Origin of the sequence: Bacillus sp. 179-C3.3 HS, from assembly GCF_047229225.1 — a bacterium.
Taxonomy (GTDB): Bacteria; Bacillota; Bacilli; order Bacillales; family Bacillaceae; genus Bacillus.
In genome coordinates, this window is the sequence record NZ_JBFEFT010000028.1 from 1 (window position 1) to 19,680 (window position 19,680).

Consider the following 19,680-nt stretch of genomic DNA (forward strand, 5'->3'; position numbering starts at 1 on the left):
TTCTCTATTATAAAATGAGGAGATGGGAATTTTAAGGGAAAAAATAAGGCTGTCAAGATTTTCTCGACAGCCTGAAGGTTCCTCCATGGGAGGAACCTTTCAGATTGTTGACAAAGGGCTAAATTGATTTGATTTAGCTCTTTGTCTTCCTTTCAGCGTGAATGAAAACCCTTGAAGTCCAGGAAGGACGAGCACTGGAGCGGAGCGAATTGAACATTCGTGAGCACCAGCGCGCAGGCCTGACACCGAATGCGAGGGTTTGTCTACACGCTGAAGGTTCCTCCAAAGGAGGAACCTTTTAAATTACAGAATAACTGCCGCAAGCCATCCGAACAGGACGAGCGGAATATTATAAAAGATGAATGTCGGAACACAAGTCCCCCAAATATGATGGTGCTGTCCATCCATATTCAGCCCAGCTGTTGGTCCAAGTGTACTATCACTCGCAGGAGAACCAGCATCCCCTACAGCTGCAGCAGAACCAATTAGTGCAATGGTTGCCATCGGACTAAATCCTAAATGTAAGCAAAGTGGAACAAAAATCGTTGTAATAATCGGAATGGTCGCAAACGATGATCCAATCCCCATTGTGACAAGTAAGCCGACCAATAACATTAATAGCGCCGCTAAGCTTTGATTGTTGCCAATCACATGCGAAGAGGCCTTCACAAGGGATTCAATGTCTCCTGTTTTTGTTAAGACATTGGCGAATCCAGCCGCTACCAACATGACAAAACCGATAAATGCCATCATGTTCATCCCAGAGGTAATGAGCTCATCGGCTTCATCACGTTTCATCATTCCCGTGACAAATAAAACAAGAAGTCCTGCTAGTGCACCGAAGATCATCCCTTCCACGCCAAGGCTTTGCGATAAATAAAGCTGGACGATTAATGAGACAAAAATAGCGAGAACGGCATAGAATAAACTTTTCTTCGAATAAGCTGATTTCTCAACATCAGTGATCTCACGATTCTCATATACTTTCGGCTTGCGATACACAAAAAGTGAAATGATGAGCCCGAGAATCATACCGGAGACAGGGATAAGCATCGCAATCGGAATGTTGGCTAATTCAACGGTTAGACCAGCTTCTTTCATGTTATCACGAAGCATCCCGTGGAAAATTTGCCCAAAACCGACTGGTAGCAAGATATATGGTGCAGTAAGTCCGAAAGTCATCACACATGCAATCAGTCTACGGTCAATTTGAAGTTCATTAAACACCTTTAATAATGGTGGAATCAATACCGGAATAAAGGCAATATGAACAGGTACGACGTTTTGTGAAAAACATGAAACGATCAAAATGACTAGGATGATGAGTACTTTTGATAATGTTTTCCTTCTTGAGTCACCTTCTTTGCCTAGAAGCTTCACCGCTCCTTCTACCATGGCATCTGGAAGTCCTGTTTTCGTCAGTGCAACAGCGAAAGCACCTAATAGTGCATAGCTAATTGCAACAGTCGCATTCCCTCCGAGACCGTCAGTAAAGGCTTCAATTGTACCTCCAAGACCCAATCCGCCTACAAGTCCACCTGCTAATGCGCCAAGCGCAAGGGCAATGACGACATTGACCCGTAGCAAGCTTAATATCAACATCAAAACAACCGCTATCACAACTGCGTTCATGGTGAAACCTCCAAAATCCTTTAGTTTACTAATGTAGTAGATAATTAAAGCACCAACGTATGTTACCACAGAAATAAAACATCGTCAAATGCCATATGACAAAATAAAAAAGCCCCGCCTTTGGCAGAGCTTTGGTCTTTATTCTTTTGATTCAAATCGTTCCACAAATGTGGCCAGTGACCTCACCATTACCCCTGTAGCTCCTGTTGGACCGAAACATGAGGGTTTTTCAGTTGTGGCTGTTCCTGCAATGTCTAAATGAACCCAAGGGGTGTCTTCAGCGAATTCACCAATAAACGCACCTGCCATGATCGCATGACCATCTCGACCTGGTGAATTGTTGAGATCAGCCATTTTGCTTTGACGTACTCGTTTTTTATCTTTTTCTGTAATTGGCAACTGCCAGATCATTTCACCACATTCTTCAGATGCTTCTTTAAACTGTTCATATAGTTCTTCGTTATTGGTCATAGCGCCTGTCGTCTCATTTCCAAGTGCCACAACGACGCCACCTGTTAATGTCGCCACATCAACAAGGACAGAGGCACCGTGCTGCTTTGCATACGTCACTCCATCTGCTAACACCAATCTTCCTTCTGCATCTGTGTTGAGTACTTCGATTGTTTTTCCGCTCAGTGACACAATGACATCATCTGGCTTCATCGCATCTGCGGAAATCATGTTGTCGGTTGAAGCAATGACAGCAATCACATTTTGTTCTGGCCGAAGCTCCCCAATAATCTCCATCGCACCTAAAACAGACGCTGAACCACCCATATCTGTCTTCATACCGACCATACTAGCTCTTGGTTTTAAGGAGTAGCCACCTGTATCATACGTGATCCCTTTTCCAACGAGGCCAATGACCTCTGTCCATTCTTCCTTGCCTTGATATTTCAACACAATCAGTTTCGGTGGTTCTGTCGAGCCTCGATTGACGGCTAATATCCCGCCCATCCCGAGCTCTTCCATTTGTTCTTTATCGATAATTTCGATCTCAAATTCATATTTATAAGCAAGCTCTGCCGCATAAGATGCAAGATCTGAGGAGGTAAGCATATTCGGCGGCATATTCACAAGTGTGCGAGCTGAGTTCACTGATTGCCCATAGACCTCGCCAACTTTCAGACTCGCTTGAATTTCAGCGGTATCATAATCTGTCGTTGCATACACAAATTCAATAAAACGATCCGGTTCATTTGTTTTATGTTTAAAATCCTGTAATTCATATGTAGCAAGCAAACAGCTTTCAGAAAGAGCATGGGCTGCATCTTGAACAGGCAGTCCCTTTCCGATAAACGTATCAAGCAAGACAGAAACGGCTTGCTTTTTATCTTGATGGAGCTTTTTAAACAAGTGGGCAAACACTTCTTTTGCCTCTTCAAACGTGTAATCTGATTCTTTCCCAAGCCCGATAAAATAAATCCGTTTGATGCCTGTTTCTGGGGATGGGAAAAATTTTGATAGCTGATTTCGTTTTGAAGAAATATCTCCTTCTTTTAATAAGTCAGTGATTCTTCCTTCAAGTAATTCATCCAATTCTTTTGCTTTTCCTGATAGTTGGCTTTTCTGAAAAAGTCCGATGGCCAGTGTATCTTTATGTTGCAACTCATTTGTCGAGAAAAACATATTTATCACAGCTCCTTCAATGAACTCTATTTTCACATTGTAACGTCCATTATATCAAAATTTGTATCCCTATACGATCATTCCAAGTAGGTCCTCGCTCCATAAATGTTCATATTTTTTCACACGGAAGGGTATGATGAAAAAGCGAAGACGTTCTGTTCTCCTCATTCCACAACTACTTTCTTTAATGTTATAATGAACATGGACTTGGCAATATTTCTTACTGCAATCATTTTTTATCTTACTAGGGTAAAACGTCATTTATTTCGCACGATATTTTTTCTTACAGAGAGGATGTTTCTTGTTCATGAGCGTACTGACGAATTTCCCGCTGCTTGCCAGCCTTGCAGCCATCTTTTTTGCACAATTTGTAAAAGTACCTATTCAATTTATCATTTCTAGACGACTAGATTGGTCGCTCATTACAAGCACAGGCGGAATGCCAAGTTCTCACTCCGCAGCCGTCACAGCACTCTCAACAGCAGTTGCTTTAGAGCACGGGCTAGAAACATCTATTTTTGCCATTTCCGCAATCTTTGCCATTATTACAATGTTTGATGCGACAGGAGTCCGTAGACAGGCAGGAGAACAAGCCACTGTCCTCAACAAATTAGTAACAGATTTTAACCGATTTGTTGCAGAAGCAAAGAATTTTCCAAATGCGGAAGAGAAAGAGAAGCAAAAGAAATTGAAAGAGCTTCTTGGGCATAAGCCAATCGAAGTATTCTTCGGTGGCTTAACAGGGATCTTATTGACACTCATCTTAGACTATTACTTCATGTAAGCATGAAAAAGCTTTGGACCTTAAAGGACCCAAAGCTTTTTCACTCTTTATTCGCTTGGAATTGCTGACGAAATACTTGCATTGATTCTGCTTCATTCAGCTCACTTAGATCTTTTTCCGTTAAACTTCCTTCACCCTTTTTGATCACATAGACATCAAGAACCTTTTTCCCCCATTCTCTGTATACATCATCAACTGTTTCATAATAAAGATCGAGTTTATGACCCTTGATGGCTTTACCCGTATCTGCAACCACACCGTACCCATAATTCGGAATAAACAAGACCGTACCAATTGGAAAAACAGACGGGTCTGCCGCGACGGTTGAATATAGATCGCGCTTCACTTTGACGCCTGAATATGTAATCCCATATGCATGATGTTCCTTTGTTTTACCTGTGGATTCGACACCTGCCGTATAACCCGTTGCCACAACCTTTTGCTTCGGGTACTCATTCCAATTAAAGGCGTCTTCGAGAGAAACAGCTCCCATATCATCATTTTTAATGGCCATCGTTTGTTTTCTTTGCTGATGAATAAAAGGAGATCGTTGCTTTTCAACATCCTTCATCCACGCAGCGAGATCACTTGGTTCTACTCCAGAAATGCCTGTAAAGCTTGTCATCACTGCAAGTAAGAACAAAGCCGTCATGAACAATCGTTTCATCCATGTTTTCATCTTGAATTTGTCACTCCTCTACCCATCTATTTGTTTCCAAATCGAAGGGAAACTATGCGAAGGAGAAACAAAAACTCACTTGCCGGCAAACAAGTGAGTTAAAACATTTGATATCCTCTTTTTCTTAATGCATTAATGACAAAGCCAGATGAAATCGCGCCCACTAGACCACTCAATAAAATGATGATATCAGCTGCCGCAAGTGAAACGATGCGATCGCCGATTCCTGAGAAAGCTACCCCTGGCTCTCTTACATATGTGATCATTTTTTGATTATTGATGATGAAAAGGCATACAATTGGATATAAAATAGCCATAATCCAAGACATTCTAAGCAGCATATTTAATAAAAAGCCAATGCCAAAGAATAAAACAAAAAATAAAATCACTGAAATGATGACAACTGGTAAACTGATCACTTCATCTCCACCCCCAAATATCCCAACACTAGTTTAACTTGGAAATGGAGATGAAGTCAATCAATGGAAAATCTACTAGATCAATGCTTTTTCCCTGTCCCTTTACATTCTTCACATGTTTCCGAACCGCCGAGCAATAGCTGAAAATACCCTTTTCCAGAACAATAAGGACAGGTAAATTTCTTTTCCTTTGTTGCATTCATCTTACCACACCCCCCTTATCTAAATTTTCTGATAATTTACTATAACATACATGAACAAGTGAGAAAACCTTCAATATAAAAAAACGTGCATCACGAGGATACACGTTTCGGTTTCATTTTTAGAAGAATTTGAACTTCCCTTTTTTGAGGACAAGTCCTGGACCGCCAACCATGAATAAAGAACGGTTGTCGATGATTTTCTTCATTGCTGAAGCTTTTGTTCCTTGAAGCTTTTTACCAAACGCAACACCTACAGCGTCATGTTCACCAAGAGAAGCAACTGTTCCTTTGATGTCTGGCTTGAAGCTGACAAGCGTACCATTTTTCACAAGCGCTGCAAGGTTTTTCGCAACTGTTTCACCTTGTTGCATCGCAATTTGCGCTGTTGGTGGGTATGGACGGTTGATTTCTTCATTGATGATCAATGAACAGTCACCAATGATAAATACATCATCATGCTCTGGTACACGAAGATCTGGAGATACTTTTACGCGACCGCGCATGTTTTCAAATCCAGCTTCTTCAACGATTGGGTTCCCGCGAACACCTGCAGCCCAAACAACTGTCTCAGCTTTGATTTCTTCTGTATCATCGTCTTTTCCAACAATGATTCCTTCAGGTGTACATTCTTTGATCGCTGTACCGATTTTGAACTCAATCCCTTTACCTTGAAGGTAGTTCATCGCATAGTCGATCAATTCAGGATCGAATCCTGGTAGAGCTGTTGGTGCAGCTTCTACGCAGATAATGCGAACGTCTTTTTGATCGATATCATACTCTTTACAAAGCTCTGGCACACGGTTTCCAAGCTCACCAAGGAATTCAATTCCTGTGAAACCAGCACCGCCGACAACGATTGTCAAACGCTCTGGACGCTTTTCAGCTTCCGTATTATACGTGGCAAATTGAAGTTCGATGTGCTCACGAAGCTGACGAGCAGAGTTGATGTTAGAGATAGAGAATGCGTATTCTTTTAATCCTGCAATGCCGAATGTTTCAGGAACAGCACCTAACGCCACAACGAGGTAGTCGTAGGAAAGCTCTCCATCTGATGTCACAACTTTCTTCGCTTCCTTATCAATGCTTTCAACTGTAGCTTGTACAAAATTGACACGGGAACTGTTAATGACATCTTTAATTTGGTAACGACAACGATCATGATGAAGAGTACCTGCACTTGCTTCATGTAGCCATGTCGTTTCGTAATGATAATTATGTTTATTCACAAGAGTAATGTCCGCATCATTTGTGCCTAGCTGTTTTGTTAATCTTGTTACAGTCATTAATCCGCCATAACCTGCACCTAATACAACGATTTTCGGTTTATTCACTGGAATCACATCCACCTTTTTTAAATTTGCTGAAATGCGGATAAAGAATGACCTATCGTTATTCTCAACCGCTTTCCGGCATTTTATGAAATTAAAACAAAATAATGATTATGTGAAAATCTGAACTTTCACTTACAGAAAACGAAATCATTTGACCGTTTCCGACAAAAATTCATAAAAAATTAATATTTAGTTCCCTTAACAATAATAGCGAGTTCTGTTCCTTTTTTCAAGGCTTTAAAGTGAAATTCCTAAGGATAAACAGTCTTTCTTATTTTCCTTTTCGTTTCTAAGTCACTACATCAAAAAACGACAAGTTTTTCAAAACAGGTGAAACACTAAAATGTGGTATGATATGATATAGTGATAACAATTTTCATTTGGGAGGATTAAAGGAATGCAAGAAGATTCTAAGGTATATGACATTACCATTATCGGGGGCGGCCCAGTTGGTTTATTTACTGCTTTTTACGGAGGCATGAGACAGGCGAGTGTCAAAATCATCGAGAGCCTTCCTCAACTTGGCGGTCAACTATCCGCTCTTTACCCTGAAAAATATATTTATGATGTGGCAGGTTTCCCAAAAATACGTGCCCAAGAATTAGTTGATAACCTCAAAGAACAAATGGATAAATTTGATCAAACCATTTGCTTAGAACAAGCAGTTGAAACTGTTGAAAAGCAAGCAGACGGTATCTTTAAACTGGTCACAAATAAAGAAGTACATTATTCTAAAACGATCATTATTACAGCCGGAAACGGTGCATTCCAACCGAGAAAGCTAGAGCTCGACTCAGCCGAATCATTTGAAGGAAGCAACCTTCATTACTTCATCAATGACTTGAACCAGTTTGCAGGTAGACGTGTCGCTGTTCTTGGCGGCGGAGACTCTGCGGTAGACTGGGCACTGATGCTTGAGCCAATCGCAAAAGAAGTATCGATTATTCACCGCCGTGATAAATTCCGTGCACATGAGCACAGTGTCGAAAACTTGCACAACTCAAAAGTAAACGTCTTGACACCCTATGTGCCAACTGAGCTGATTGGTGAGGATCGCATTGAACAAATTGTGCTTGAAGAGGTCAAAGGCGACAAAAAGCAAGTGCTTGATGTGGATGATGTGATTGTCAATTTCGGTTTCGTTTCCTCACTAGGACCAATCAAACAATGGGGCCTTGAAATTGAAAAGAACTCCATCGTCGTCAAATCCACAATGGAAACAAATATTGAAGGCTTCTATGCGGCAGGAGACATCTGTACGTATGAAGGAAAAGTCAAATTGATCGCAAGCGGATTTGGTGAAGCACCTACTGCTGTGAACAACGCAAAAGCATACATGGACCCGAAAGCCCGTGTACAGCCTCTGCATTCCACAAGCTTATTTGAAAACAAATAAATCGCGTAATAAAAAAAGGAGTTCCATTCACGGAGCTCCTTTTTTTATTTATTTAAAAATCCCAATATAGGCATTCGCCATTCCAATGATCATCGCAGCAAGTAATACCACAACAATGCCTGCCACAACCAAAATGATCCGATCCTTCACACGTTCCTTCTTCGGAAGCGGCTTGTCTATCCCGCAAGATGGACACGTTTTGGCACGATATGGAATCAGTTCCTGACAGCTCCTGCAATTGATTTGTTCACTCAAAATTCAGCGACCTCTTTTCTGACAACAGTTTATGTTTGGTTCTCATGATACTCTTTTCAGATGGAAATAGCCATATGTGAGGGCAAGCTGTAACAAAATTGAGCGATTTACAAATTCATTCACAGGTAATGGAAACCATCAAGGTCTCATCTGTTCGACCGATATAGAGAAAGTGAAGTAGATCATAATGAAGGTTAGGTGGAAAGATGTTAAAGCGTTTCATCATTAGTTTGAGCTTGTTACTGATGATTGGCGGCTCAGTCGAACTATTTGCAAAAGACTATAACAAACATTATGCACGATTTGCCGCAGGAATGAATATCGATTTTGATCAATTAGAACCTTTTTTACAACATGTTTCTCATTCAATTTTAGATGTTGGTTTAAGTGAACAAGAAATCAACCAGATACTTGCCAAAGTGAGAAAAATGAATAAAAACAATGAAACGAAAAAAATCGGTACGTTTGATGTAATCTATCTTGGAAAACCAGCGAATATTAAAATTGAGATTGAAGTCCATGTGGAAGATGGTAATAAAGAAGTGGTGATTTATATGTTTACCAACCAAGAGTTAGTGGATGTATTGAATGTAGAACTGTTAAAAACAGAAGAAGAAGTTGTGGAGTAAGAGATGCTGATAGAGCGTCTCTTTTTTACTTCCTTCATCACCTTTCAAATATCTTATGGCTTTCTATTGACCCTCACGTTACGTCATCCTTTATAGTGGTCATTGAAGGAGGTGCAAGTGATCACGATGAAAGTAAAAGAAGTTGCACAATTGTTTGGTATTAGTATTCGTACACTTCATCATTACGACCAGATTGGATTGTTGATCCCAACAGAGGTCACGGACGCAGGTTATCGACTCTATTCCGAAGAAAACCTTGAAACGCTACAGCAAATATTATTTTTCAGAGAACTTGGCTTTACTTTAAAGGACATAAAAGAAATAATGAACAATCCTTCTTTTGATAAACAAGAAGCATTTATTTTACAACGAAAAATGTTAATAGAGAAACGAAACAAACTCGATCAAATGATTGAAAATATGGATAGGACATTAAAACATCTCAAGGGAGACATTCACATGACAAACAAAGAGAGGTTTGAGGGAATGAACATCAAATTTAACCAATATGAAGAAGAAGCGCGTCGCCGTTGGGGAAACAAACCGATAGATGACGCAAACACAAAGCTAAATACATTGTCCAAAGAGGAACAAGTTGATTTATCAAATAGATGGGATCAAATTTTTCAGCAACTAGCAACCCTTCGCCATCACTCACCTCAATCCAAAGAAGTACAAGACGCGATCAAAGAATGGTATGACTTTTTGAACGAACACTTTACGCAGTATTCACTTGAAGCATTTCACGGATTAGGTCAACTCTATATTCAAGACGAACGATTTACAAAAAATATTGATCAATATGGCGAGGGCTTGGCGTCATTCATGAGTGATGCGATGAAGGTTTTTGCTGAACAACATTAATGAGGATACAAGAATGGAAATTACAATCTAATTTTCAAAAACCCCATCACTATAGATATCATTGAATTATATAGAGATATTTTGTAGGAATTTGACACTTTTTTAAAGCAATAAAAAAACCTCCACGAATAGATCATTCATGGAGGTTCATTATATTAGACGATCTTTCTTAACACTCTTCCGGCGTACCGGTATTTGAGGCCGTTCTAAAAGAAGAACCACAACCACATGACGCAATCGCATTTGGGTTATCGATCGTAAAACCGCCGCCCATGAGTGATTGTTTGAAATCGATGATGGTTCCGTTCATGATATCAAGGCTTTCGGAGTCGACAAGAACCTTTATGCCGTGCTGTTCAAATTGTTTATCTTTCTCCGCTACTTCATGGTCAAAGCCCATGCCGTATGAAAGACCGCTACAACCGCCGCCTTTTACGCCTACGCGAAGGAACGCATTTTCTTCTTCATGTTCTTTCATCATATCTTTAATCTGCAACGCAGCCGCTTCTGTAATGGTTACTGGTGTACTCATGATCATCCCTCCTTTTGACTGGATGTTTCTTTTTCAATTATAAACGTGATGTTGCCTTTTCTCAAATAAATGGTTTACAAGTAAAATTGGCCGTCACAAATCGTTTCTGCGGGTCCTGTCATTAGCACATGGTCATTGTCTTTCCAGCGAATGATAAGGTCACCACCTGCCAAGTGAACCGTCATGTCCGTCTCTTTTTTCGCGTGCCCATTCACAATTGTTGATACGGCCGCCGCACAAGCACCTGTCCCGCATGCTTGTGTAATCCCTGAACCTCTTTCCCACACACGGAAATGCAGCTCAGTTTCGCTCACAATTTCTACAAATTCCACATTCACACCTTCCGGGAATGTCTCGTGCTTTTCAATGACCGGACCAAGAGAATGAAGGGGTGCTTTTTCAATCTCTTCTATATAGAAAACAATATGGGGATTTCCCATTGAAACAGCTGTACCATTCAAGGTTGCCGCACCAAAATCAAGCGTTTCATTGATGGTCGTGCTGTCTGGATTACCTAGCATCGGCATCGCCCTTTTTTCAAAACGAGGTTTTCCCATATCAACCGTAACTGAGTTTACCTGACCTTGCTCTACGTGAACAGTGGCTTCCACAAGTCCTGATAATGTTTCAATCTGAAATGTTGTGTCTGTGACTATCTTATGCTCATAGACGTATTTGGCAACACAACGAAGGCCGTTGCCACAGTTTTTCCCTTCAGAGCCATCATTGTTGAAGATACGCATTTTAACAGGGGCAACCTCTGATGGACAAATGAGGATCATCCCGTCAGAACCGATTCCTGTATAGACGGAAGACACGCGTATGGCAATCTCGGAAAGCTCCTCTTCTGGTAGTTGTTCCTCGATCTGATTGACGTAAATATAATTATTCCCTAGACCGTGCATTTTCGTGAATTGAAATGATGTCATGAAAGTCCTCCAAAAAAATTGTTTCTTTATAGTATAAAAGGAGTTCATTCAGGAGACAATCTTATCATCCCCCGTTTTTCATACATAGAAGCTCTTTGCTGCCATGGCAAAGGGCTTTTATAACGAATAAACCTCTTTTTCCACTTCGTTATGATCCCTTTTGATAACATTTTATTAGCATAACATATTGAATGCGCTTTCTATTAAATCTCCTTAAAAATGGAAGGTTCAAATATAAAAAAATGCACCTCTTGACCCATGTGGTGCATTTAAAACATGTCATTTTCCTCTATGAAAGCATATATTCTTTCGACTAACTGCTCTGCATTTTCTCCTGAGACAAATTCTCCATTCACCAGTGCAAATGGCGAGTCCATGCATCGACCGCAGTAGCTTAAACAGCCGTATTCCATTACATCTAGGTTTGGATCCTTTTCTAGCTTCTCTTTCGCTTCTTGTGACCCTTGTGCAAGATTACTTACACAAAATTCGATCAGTGGAAACACTGTGCATCACCTCACATTGCCTTTACATCCTACCGAAATTCCTTCCATTAGTCAAAAATTGAGCTCCTCTTAAATCATTACGCCTATTACCCGTAAAATGTTTTACTATTTAGGACGAAATAATGAATGTGTAGGTTATTTTGAAACAATTATTGTGGTTTCACAGTAAATTCGATATAATTTTATTTGGTATTTTAACTTAAAGTTTTTTAGTATAAGTGTTTTTCAATGTCTAGGGGGAAAAGGAGAATCGTCATGAAAAATTTAGTCTTGATCGGCGGAGGTTACGGGAATATGCGGGTTCTCCACCGCTTATTGCCAAATCAATTACCTGATGATGTCACTATCACATTAATTGATCGAAATCCTTACCACTGTTTAAAAACAGAATATTATGCACTTGCTGCTGGAACGATCTCTGATCAACACATTCGAGTATCTTTTCCAGAGCATCCGAAGCTGGATATTCAATACGGGGAAGTAAAAAAAATTGATATTGAAAACAAACAGATCTTATTTAGCGACCGTGAACCCATACCATATGATGATACGGTGATTGGACTCGGCTGTGAGGACAAGTATCACAATGTCCCAGGTGCGAAAGAACATACATACAGTATTCAAACCATTGATCAGTCGAGGCATGCGTATAACAAATTAAACAATTTGAGCGCAGGCGCAACGGTTGGCATTGTCGGTGCTGGACTAAGCGGGGTAGAGCTAGCCAGTGAATTGCGTGAAAGCAGAGCTGATCTCAACATTATTCTTTTCGACCGAGGAGAACTCATCCTATCAAGCTTTCCAAATAGATTGAGCTTATATGTTCAGAAGTGGTTTGAAGAAAATGACGTGCACATTATCAACCGTGCCAATATTACGAAGGTGGAAGAAGGCATGGTTTACAATCACGATGATGGAATTGAAGCAGATGCGATTGTTTGGACGGCTGGCATTCAGCCTAGTCAAGTGGTCCGAGACATGCCGGTTGAAAAAGACGCACACGGTCGCGTCATATTGACGCCTCATCACAATCTTCCTGGGGATGAACATGTGTATGTTGTCGGTGATTGTGCAAGTCTTCCACATGCACCAAGTGCACAGCTTGCTGAAGCACAGGCAGAACAAATTGTTCAATCCTTACAAAAGCGTTGGAAAAACGAGCCCCTCCCTGAAGCTTATCCCCAGTTTAAATTAAAGGGTGTATTAGGTTCTTTAGGGAAAAAAGCTGGGTTTGGCTTAGTGGCTGACCGTCCGCTTGTAGGTCGTGTTCCTAGAATACTAAAGTCTGGACTCCTTTGGATGTACAAGCATCACAATGGCTAACAACATGATATGATTTTTTTCTCAAAGCTCCTTTCATCATAAAGGAGCTATTTTCTATGAAACGGCATGTGTAGGTGAGTTTGCCCATTTGATTGGAGCAAGGGCAAGGATGCAGTCTTTACGAAATGTTCTGATGGTCTTCTTCGATAAGCAATACGCTTGTATGAGCTGTTCAGATTGACGATGCACAATGATTTTCCGCTTCGAACATTCGCCATTTTTCTTCATATAAATCATATCAATCGGTATTTGCTGATCAAGAGATTGTTTCAGTAAATAATTCATGTTGCACACGCTCCTTTTACTCTATTATAAACGAACAAACGTTCCTATTCAAGTTATAAAGGAACGTTTGTTCGTTTTGTTTTCAAAAAAAGAACAGCTTATGCGCCGCTCTCTTTGTAACCGTATTTCTCCATTTCTTGATAAATGTCTTTTAATTTCGGGTTACCTTCTCCTACGATTTGATCCCCCACAAGGACAAGCGGATAAAAGAATTCATCTTCAAGAATTCGTTCAGCCAAATCTTTTTGACGTTCATTTTCCGGCGGATTCTCAATATCAATATATGTGATGCGAAACGGTTGATTCGGATATTTTCGTGTTAACGCAGCTTCAAGCCATTCATAAGTATCTTTTGAAGAAGGCAAATTCACACAACTGGCACACAAAACATTTCTTCCATATACAAAAAGGTCAACGGTTTGATTCATTTGACAAGCCCCCTGTTCTTTCTTTATTTTAGCTGAATTTTCTGTATGAAAAAAGTCAAAATCACTTTTTGTTTCAATATGAGAATGTGCTATAATGAGAAGGAAACTTTGAAACCAATCAATAGATTTTTATCGTCCAGATGAATATAATGGTGATATGTTGTGAAAGGAGCGATTATATCTAATGACTGAAGTCGAAATGAAAGACCAAGTACAAGAAGTGCTGGATAAACTTCGTCCATTTCTATTACGTGATGGTGGAGACTGTGAGCTTGTAGACATTGAAGATGGCATTGTGAAATTACGTCTTCTCGGTGCATGCGGTAGCTGCCCAAGTTCAACCATTACACTAAAAGCCGGTATTGAACGTGCATTATTAGAAGAAGTACCTGGCGTTGTAGAAGTTGAACAGGTTTTCTAATTCATATAGAAACAAAAACGACCCTCAAGTGGTCGTTTTTTATTTGGATAGCTTTTCTTTAAACCAATCATTGATAAAGCCCAACCTTTGAATTCTCTGCGCGGGATGTCCACTTCTGGATAAGTCATGAGATGCTTTCGGGAATTTGACTAGCCTTGTGTCTTTCCCAAGCTCCTTCAACGCCACAAAAAGCTGCTCTCCTTGGTCGACCGGACAGCGGTAATCTTCATCACTGTGCAAGATGAGAAGCGGTGTGTTCACCTGTTTCACATACTTTAACGGCGAACGATCCCATAGCTTATCAACCGAATCATAAATATCTCCATCCATCTGCCATCTTGTGAAGTAATAGCCAATATCACTGATCCCATAAAAGCTGATCCAATTCGAGATGGATCGTTGCGTAACGGCTGCCTGAAAGCGATCGGTTTGGCCGACAATCCAGTTCGTCATAAATCCGCCATAACTTCCGCCTGTCACGCCAAGTCTTGTTTCATCAAGAAAATCATAGGTTGCTAACACATGGTCAACCGCTCCCATGACATCTTCATAATCGACGTCACCATAGCTTCCTCTCACACGATCCGTAAACATTTGTCCATATCCATGACTGCCATGAGGGTTGACGTACACAACTGCGTATCCTTCAGAAGCCAGCATCTGAAATTCATGAAAATATGTATGCCCATACATCACATGCGGTCCGCCATGCACTTCTAGAATAAGGGGATACTTCTTCCCTTCTTCCATTTGCGAGGGTTTCATTAGCCAACCGTGTACACTGTCTCCCTCTTTCGACTGAAAAGAAATGGGCTCTGGTAGCGATAATGCATGTTCGTTTACATAGTCCTCATGTACAAAAGTCAGTTGCTTTAATGTTGATTCTCCTAATGTTAGCTCATACAGCTCACTTGGAGAGACTGGTGACAACCGGCTAATCAAACATTTTGATTCATTTGGGTGAAGGCTAAAGTTCGTGATATGCTCCGCCTCCATACGTACCGGATAGGCTAAACCGTCAATAGAGAAATAATAGATCCCTGTACTTCCTTGATCTGAGACAAGGGCGTAAAATCCCTGACTATCCTTTGTCCACTGTGGCTGCTGAGGTACATCCCCTATCACACTATCCCCTGCCATACAGCTACCAACATACATATCTAGCATTTCAGATAGATGAAAGATCTTTTCTTCCTTGAGATCATAAAGCCATAAAGTTGGCAAAGTGGCATTTTGGAATTCTCGCTCATGCCCAATGTAGACAAGCTTCTCTCCATTCGGAGAAAAAGAAACAGTCGAGTAAGCGCCAGTCGATTGTGTAATGGTGTTCGTTGTACCATCCTCTAATGAAAGAAGACACACGTCACTGATGTAAGGCGTCTGGGTATTTGTTTGAATGTACGCTAGCCATTTCCCGCATGGAGAAATCGTGTGATTCAGATGATTGATCTGGTCTTGTTGGTTTGTGACTAGCTCCACCTCTCCTGAAGACACATTAACCTTTACGATTTGCGTCAACCGTCCTTCTAAAAATCCTTTTCCATCTGCCTTATAGGTCAGTTCATCATAGATTGCCGGTGCAAAATCATCTCGCTCCTGCTTTTTCTCATCATGAATGGACTCTGTTTTTTTCAAAGAAACAGACGCGTAAATAAAATGGCCATCCGGAGAAAATATAGGGCTGGATACCCCATATGGAATGTTCGTTAACGTCTTGAACCCGCCTCCTTGACTCTGAATGATGGCAAGCTGAGGCACTCCCTTTGGTTTTTGTATCACAAATGCAAGCTGCTTGCTATCATTTGACCAAACTGGCTGGTGATGTTTCCCGTCATCAAATGTCCATTGATGGGTTTCCTCTGCTTCTTCATCTCGTACCCATAATTGGATATTGTAATCATCTTGTTGTTCATTCACTTTGACCTTTGTATAGACTGCCTTCTTCCCATCTGGTGAGTATACCGGATGAGTCAATGAGACAAGCTTTGATACATCTTCTGCGACAACAGGCTTCTTCATGAATGTCCCTCCCTTTTATTCATAAAAATTATTTCGATGCTCTAAATAACAATCCCTGCTTCTCTTCTTGAAAAAATCATAAAAAAAGAACGTGCGTTCATGCCACACGTTCTAAGAATGATGTTCAACGACGACACCGTCTTCTGGTACCGTCAATAGGTCTACTTCACAATGCGGGAAATTTTGAGCGAGCTGCTCTTTTAAAGCTTCTCCCTTTCCCTTTTCAATTAACGTAAGAATTGTTGGCCCTGCACCGCTTAAAGCTGTTCCATATGCTCCTTTTAATGAAGCGACATGTTCGACCTTCGACAGCTCTGGTACAAGCATGGTGCGGTAAGGCTGATGAAATAAATCTTTATTCATCATCTCACCTACAAGCGGCCAATTCTGCGTCATGATGGCAGCCACAAGAACATTGCTTACTGCGCTGGCTTTCACTGCGTGTTGGTGAGATACATGTTTCGGCAACACATCACGGGCATCTTTTGTTAATACTTCATAAAAAGGAACCACGACCACAACATCAACGTCCACTTGTTTGACTTTGACAGCATGCGTCTTGTCTTCTTCATGAAGACCGATGAGTAAGCCACCAAATAAAGAGGCACCTGCATTGTCAGGATGTCCCTCTATCTCGCTTGCATAGAACAGTTTTTGTTCGTCTGACATATTCAGACCGAGCAACTGATTGGCAAGCTCTATCGCCGCGACAATAGCAGCAGCACTACTTCCTAATCCTCGTGCTAAAGGAATATCACTCCACACTTTGACATGAACAGGCGGGAGTGTTTTTCCAAAGTCATCAGCGACCTTTTTGGCTGTTTGATAAATCAGATTGTCGGTGCCAGTCGGTGTATCTGACACGACATCTGATTCTGCTTCGAACAGCCAGCTATCATGCTGATAGACTGATAGCTTCAGATAACGGCTAAGTGCCATTCCAACTGAATCAAAGCCTGGTCCTAAGTTGGCAGTGCTTCCCGGTACTGTGATTGAAAAAAGCATGGAGGCTTTGCTCATACGCGTGCAGCCTTTTCTAAATGTGCAAGGATTTGATCTTCATCTGCATCGAGCGTGACCGGTTTGATTTGTGAAATATCGATGGCTGTATTTGGATCCTTCAATCCATTTCCTGTCAAAATCGCCACCACTTTGCTGCCTGGTTTGATTTCTCCCGTTTTCACTTGCTTCAAGACACCCGCAATAGACGCACATGAGCCTGGCTCTGCGAACACGCCTTCTTCACGCGCGATCAATTGATATGCATGAAGAATTTCTTCATCTGTGACTTCATCAATTTTCCCATTTGATTCATCTGCGGCTTGAACTGCCTGCTTCCAGCTTGCTGGATTCCCAATACGAATCGCCGTTGCCACTGTTTCTGGCTGTTCAATGACTTCATTTCGAACGATGGCTGCTGCACCTTCTGCTTCAAAACCACGCACGATAGGGAGGCCCGTTCCTTTTCGCTCATTGTATTCCTTAAAGCCTTTCCAGTATGCAGTAATATTCCCTGCATTTCCAACAGGAATCGCGAGTACATCTGGTGCAGATCCAAGTTGCTCACAAATTTCAAATGCCGCCGTCTTTTGCCCTTCAATGCGATATGGGTTCACTGAGTTTACAAGGGCAATCGGTGCTTTTTCGCAAATGCTGCGAACAATCTTCAAGGCATCATCAAAGTTCCCATCAATGGCAATGATTTCGGCTCCATACATCACTGCCTGCGCCAGCTTACCGAAGGCAATTTTTCCATCAGGAATAATGACGATACACTTCATATCCGCACGAGCCGCATAAGCAGCTGCTGCAGCTGACGTATTTCCCGTAGAAGCACACATGATGGTGTCATTGCCTTCCTCTTTTGCCTTGGCGACTGCCATGACCATGCCTCGATCTTTAAAAGAACCAGTTGGGTTCACACCTTCTGTTTTCACATGAAGCTCAATTCCTAGCTTTTCAGAAAGCTTGGCGAGATGAATAAGAGGTGTATTCCCTTCATTTAATGTTAGTTTTGGTGTATTTTCATTTACTGGTAAAAATTCTTGAAATTCCTCAATGAGTCCATTCCACTTCATCAGCTTAAACCGTTCCCTTCTACTCGATACGTACTTTTCACTTGAACCACGACGTCGAGATCGTTTAATTTTTGCAGGATATTTGAAAAATCTTCTTCAGATGTTTGATGTGTAATAATGACAATCTCCGCAAGCTCATCATGCCCTTTCACTGGAAGCTGAAGAATCTTCTCAAAGCTGATGCCTCGTTCAGAGAATATAGATGTAATGCGGGAGAATGCGCCTACCTGATCTCTCACATGAATTCTCAGGAATTGTTGCGCGAAAACTTCGGACGGTGACTTGATTTTCTTCTCAAATTGCGGTGAGATAAAGCCACTTCCATTCACGCCAAGTCGCATGTTTTTCATAACGGCCACTAAGTCAGACACAACAGCCGTTGCCGTTGGCAGACTTCCTGCTCCAGGTCCGTAAAACATCGTTTCCCCAACAGCACTGCCATAGACATAGACCGCGTTGTATTCATTGCTGACCGAGGATAGCGGGTGTTGATCAGGCAACAAGGTTGGTTGGACACTGACTTCCACTTTCTCCCCGTCTCTTTGGGCGATCCCAATCAGCTTCATTGTATAGCCAAATCGCTTACTGAAGTTGATATCCTCATCAGAAATATCAGAGATTCCCTTGACCTTTACATCTTCTAAATCAACATTCATTGAAAATCCTAGTCTCGCAAGGATCGCCATTTTCCTTGCCGCATCTAGCCCTTCTACATCAGCAGTCGGATCTGCTTCCGCAAAGCCTAGATCTTGCGCTTCCTTTAAAACATCTTCATATGCGCTTTTATCGTCATTCATTTTCGTTAAGATAAAATTGGTTGTGCCGTTTACGATGCCCATCATCTTCGTGATACGATCAGAAGCCAATCCTTCTTCTAATGTACGCAGGATTGGAATCCCCCCAGCGACACTTGCTTCATAATAAAGATCACAACCATTTTCTTTTGCGATATATAAAAGTTCCGTACCATACAGTGCCATTAAATCTTTATTTGCTGTGATGACGTGTTTCTTTTCGTTTAACGCATCAATTAAATATTGTCTTGTCTCCTCAACGCCGCCCATCACTTCAATAATGACGTCGACCTCAGGATCTTTAATCACATCGTATACTTCAGTTGTGAAGACCTCTCTTGCCACATCCACGTCTCTTTTTTTGTCGGGATTGCTCACAAGCACTTTTTGTATTAATACCGGACAGCCGATCTGGTGCATTAATTTATCCTGATGGTCTTGAATAATCTTAACGACACCGCTTCCCACTGTTCCTAATCCTAGTAGTCCAACACGAATTGCCTTCACCTGAAATTCCACCTTTCTCCATAAATGTCCTCTCTAA

21 protein-coding genes and 1 pseudogene are annotated in these 19,680 nt (G+C 41.3%); 6 read left to right on the plus strand and 16 right to left on the minus strand.

Annotated elements, in window-relative coordinates:
- Window positions 1–303: 303 nt before the first annotated feature.
- Entirely contained in the window at window positions 304–1,632 is a 1,329-nt protein-coding gene (locus AB1K80_RS15110) for a Na+/H+ antiporter family protein (protein ID WP_412857613.1), read from the minus strand.
- A gap of 138 nt (window positions 1,633–1,770) precedes the next feature.
- Window positions 1,771–3,261 (minus strand): leucyl aminopeptidase, encoded by a 1,491-nt coding sequence (locus tag AB1K80_RS15115; protein WP_412857674.1) that lies wholly within the window; start codon window positions 3,259–3,261, stop codon window positions 1,771–1,773.
- A 307-nt stretch (window positions 3,262–3,568) separates the two neighbouring features.
- Between AB1K80_RS15115 and AB1K80_RS15120 the strand changes: the two genes are divergently transcribed.
- Window positions 3,569–4,045 carry a divergent PAP2 family protein gene (locus tag AB1K80_RS15120; protein WP_412857615.1) on the plus strand — a complete coding sequence of 159 codons (477 nt, stop codon included), beginning with the start codon at window positions 3,569–3,571 and terminating at the stop codon, window positions 4,043–4,045.
- A 40-nt stretch (window positions 4,046–4,085) separates the two neighbouring features.
- On the opposite strand, the gene AB1K80_RS15125 is transcribed toward AB1K80_RS15120, so the two are convergent.
- From AB1K80_RS15125 to AB1K80_RS15140, 4 genes are all read right to left on the minus strand, one after another.
- Window positions 4,086–4,724 (minus strand): 3D domain-containing protein, encoded by a 639-nt coding sequence (locus AB1K80_RS15125; RefSeq protein ID WP_412857616.1) that lies wholly within the window; start codon window positions 4,722–4,724, stop codon window positions 4,086–4,088.
- 98 nt (window positions 4,725–4,822) lie between these two features.
- Entirely contained in the window at window positions 4,823–5,143 is a 321-nt protein-coding gene (locus AB1K80_RS15130; protein WP_412857617.1) for a YuiB family protein, read from the minus strand.
- 80 nt (window positions 5,144–5,223) lie between these two features.
- Window positions 5,224–5,346 (minus strand): YuiA family protein, encoded by a 123-nt coding sequence (locus tag AB1K80_RS15135; RefSeq protein WP_412857618.1) that lies wholly within the window; start codon window positions 5,344–5,346, stop codon window positions 5,224–5,226.
- Between the two features lie 119 nt (window positions 5,347–5,465).
- Window positions 5,466–6,683: an NAD(P)/FAD-dependent oxidoreductase gene (locus tag AB1K80_RS15140; protein ID WP_412857675.1), complete on the minus strand. Its 1,218-nt coding sequence runs from the start codon at window positions 6,681–6,683 to the stop codon at window positions 5,466–5,468.
- 391 nt (window positions 6,684–7,074) lie between these two features.
- Between AB1K80_RS15140 and yumC the strand changes: the two genes are divergently transcribed.
- Window positions 7,075–8,073 (plus strand): ferredoxin--NADP reductase 2, encoded by a 999-nt coding sequence (gene yumC, locus AB1K80_RS15145; protein WP_412857619.1) that lies wholly within the window; start codon window positions 7,075–7,077, stop codon window positions 8,071–8,073.
- A gap of 48 nt (window positions 8,074–8,121) precedes the next feature.
- Here the strand turns inward: yumC and AB1K80_RS15150 are convergent, their stop codons facing one another.
- Window positions 8,122–8,328 (minus strand): hypothetical protein, encoded by a 207-nt coding sequence (locus AB1K80_RS15150; protein WP_412857620.1) that lies wholly within the window; start codon window positions 8,326–8,328, stop codon window positions 8,122–8,124.
- A gap of 206 nt (window positions 8,329–8,534) precedes the next feature.
- Here AB1K80_RS15150 and AB1K80_RS15155 point away from each other — a divergent pair, with 206 nt between their 5' ends.
- The gene (locus AB1K80_RS15155) at window positions 8,535–8,957 is read left to right on the plus strand and encodes a hypothetical protein (protein WP_412857621.1); all 423 of its coding nucleotides are present in this window, start codon (window positions 8,535–8,537) and stop codon (window positions 8,955–8,957) included.
- Between the two features lie 126 nt (window positions 8,958–9,083).
- On the plus strand, window positions 9,084–9,821 hold the full coding sequence (locus tag AB1K80_RS15160; protein WP_412857676.1) for a MerR family transcriptional regulator: 738 nt from the start codon (window positions 9,084–9,086) through the stop codon (window positions 9,819–9,821).
- Between the two features lie 169 nt (window positions 9,822–9,990).
- Here the strand turns inward: AB1K80_RS15160 and AB1K80_RS15165 are convergent, their stop codons facing one another.
- The 3 genes from AB1K80_RS15165 to AB1K80_RS15175 all read right to left on the minus strand — a co-directional run bounded on the left by AB1K80_RS15165 (window position 9,991) and on the right by AB1K80_RS15175 (window position 11,788).
- Complete coding sequence (locus AB1K80_RS15165; RefSeq protein ID WP_412857622.1) at window positions 9,991–10,353, minus strand: HesB/IscA family protein; 363 nt, start codon at window positions 10,351–10,353, stop codon at window positions 9,991–9,993.
- Between the two features lie 74 nt (window positions 10,354–10,427).
- On the minus strand, window positions 10,428–11,282 hold the full coding sequence (gene dapF / locus AB1K80_RS15170) for a diaminopimelate epimerase (RefSeq protein WP_412857623.1): 855 nt from the start codon (window positions 11,280–11,282) through the stop codon (window positions 10,428–10,430).
- A 269-nt stretch (window positions 11,283–11,551) separates the two neighbouring features.
- Window positions 11,552–11,788: a YuzB family protein gene (locus tag AB1K80_RS15175; RefSeq protein ID WP_412857624.1), complete on the minus strand. Its 237-nt coding sequence runs from the start codon at window positions 11,786–11,788 to the stop codon at window positions 11,552–11,554.
- A 255-nt stretch (window positions 11,789–12,043) separates the two neighbouring features.
- Here AB1K80_RS15175 and AB1K80_RS15180 point away from each other — a divergent pair, with 255 nt between their 5' ends.
- Window positions 12,044–13,111: an NAD(P)/FAD-dependent oxidoreductase gene (locus tag AB1K80_RS15180; protein WP_412857625.1), complete on the plus strand. Its 1,068-nt coding sequence runs from the start codon at window positions 12,044–12,046 to the stop codon at window positions 13,109–13,111.
- 54 nt (window positions 13,112–13,165) lie between these two features.
- On the opposite strand, the gene AB1K80_RS15185 is transcribed toward AB1K80_RS15180, so the two are convergent.
- Window positions 13,166–13,396 carry a hypothetical protein gene (locus AB1K80_RS15185; protein ID WP_412857626.1) on the minus strand — a complete coding sequence of 77 codons (231 nt, stop codon included), beginning with the start codon at window positions 13,394–13,396 and terminating at the stop codon, window positions 13,166–13,168.
- A gap of 98 nt (window positions 13,397–13,494) precedes the next feature.
- Window positions 13,495–13,824 (minus strand): YuzD family protein, encoded by a 330-nt coding sequence (locus AB1K80_RS15190; RefSeq protein WP_412857627.1) that lies wholly within the window; start codon window positions 13,822–13,824, stop codon window positions 13,495–13,497.
- A gap of 84 nt (window positions 13,825–13,908) precedes the next feature.
- Between AB1K80_RS15190 and AB1K80_RS15195 the strand changes: the two are divergent.
- Window positions 13,909–14,245, plus strand: a pseudogene (locus AB1K80_RS15195) (NifU family protein).
- A 39-nt stretch (window positions 14,246–14,284) separates the two neighbouring features.
- On the opposite strand, the gene AB1K80_RS15200 reads toward AB1K80_RS15195, so the two are convergent.
- The 4 genes from AB1K80_RS15200 to AB1K80_RS15215 form a co-directional block, all read right to left on the minus strand.
- A complete protein-coding gene (locus AB1K80_RS15200; RefSeq protein WP_412857629.1) occupies window positions 14,285–16,264 on the minus strand; it encodes a S9 family peptidase in 1,980 nt (659 codons plus the stop codon).
- Window positions 16,265–16,375: 111 nt separating this feature from the next.
- Entirely contained in the window at window positions 16,376–17,284 is a 909-nt protein-coding gene (gene thrB / locus AB1K80_RS15205) for a homoserine kinase (protein WP_412857630.1), read from the minus strand.
- Entirely contained in the window at window positions 17,281–18,342 is a 1,062-nt protein-coding gene (gene thrC, locus AB1K80_RS15210) for a threonine synthase (protein ID WP_412857632.1), read from the minus strand. The genes thrB and thrC overlap by 4 nt, the downstream gene beginning before the upstream one ends.
- A complete protein-coding gene (locus tag AB1K80_RS15215) occupies window positions 18,342–19,643 on the minus strand; it encodes a homoserine dehydrogenase (protein ID WP_412857633.1) in 1,302 nt (433 codons plus the stop codon). The genes thrC and AB1K80_RS15215 overlap by 1 nt, the downstream gene beginning before the upstream one ends.
- Between the last annotated feature and the right edge of the window lie 37 nt (window positions 19,644–19,680).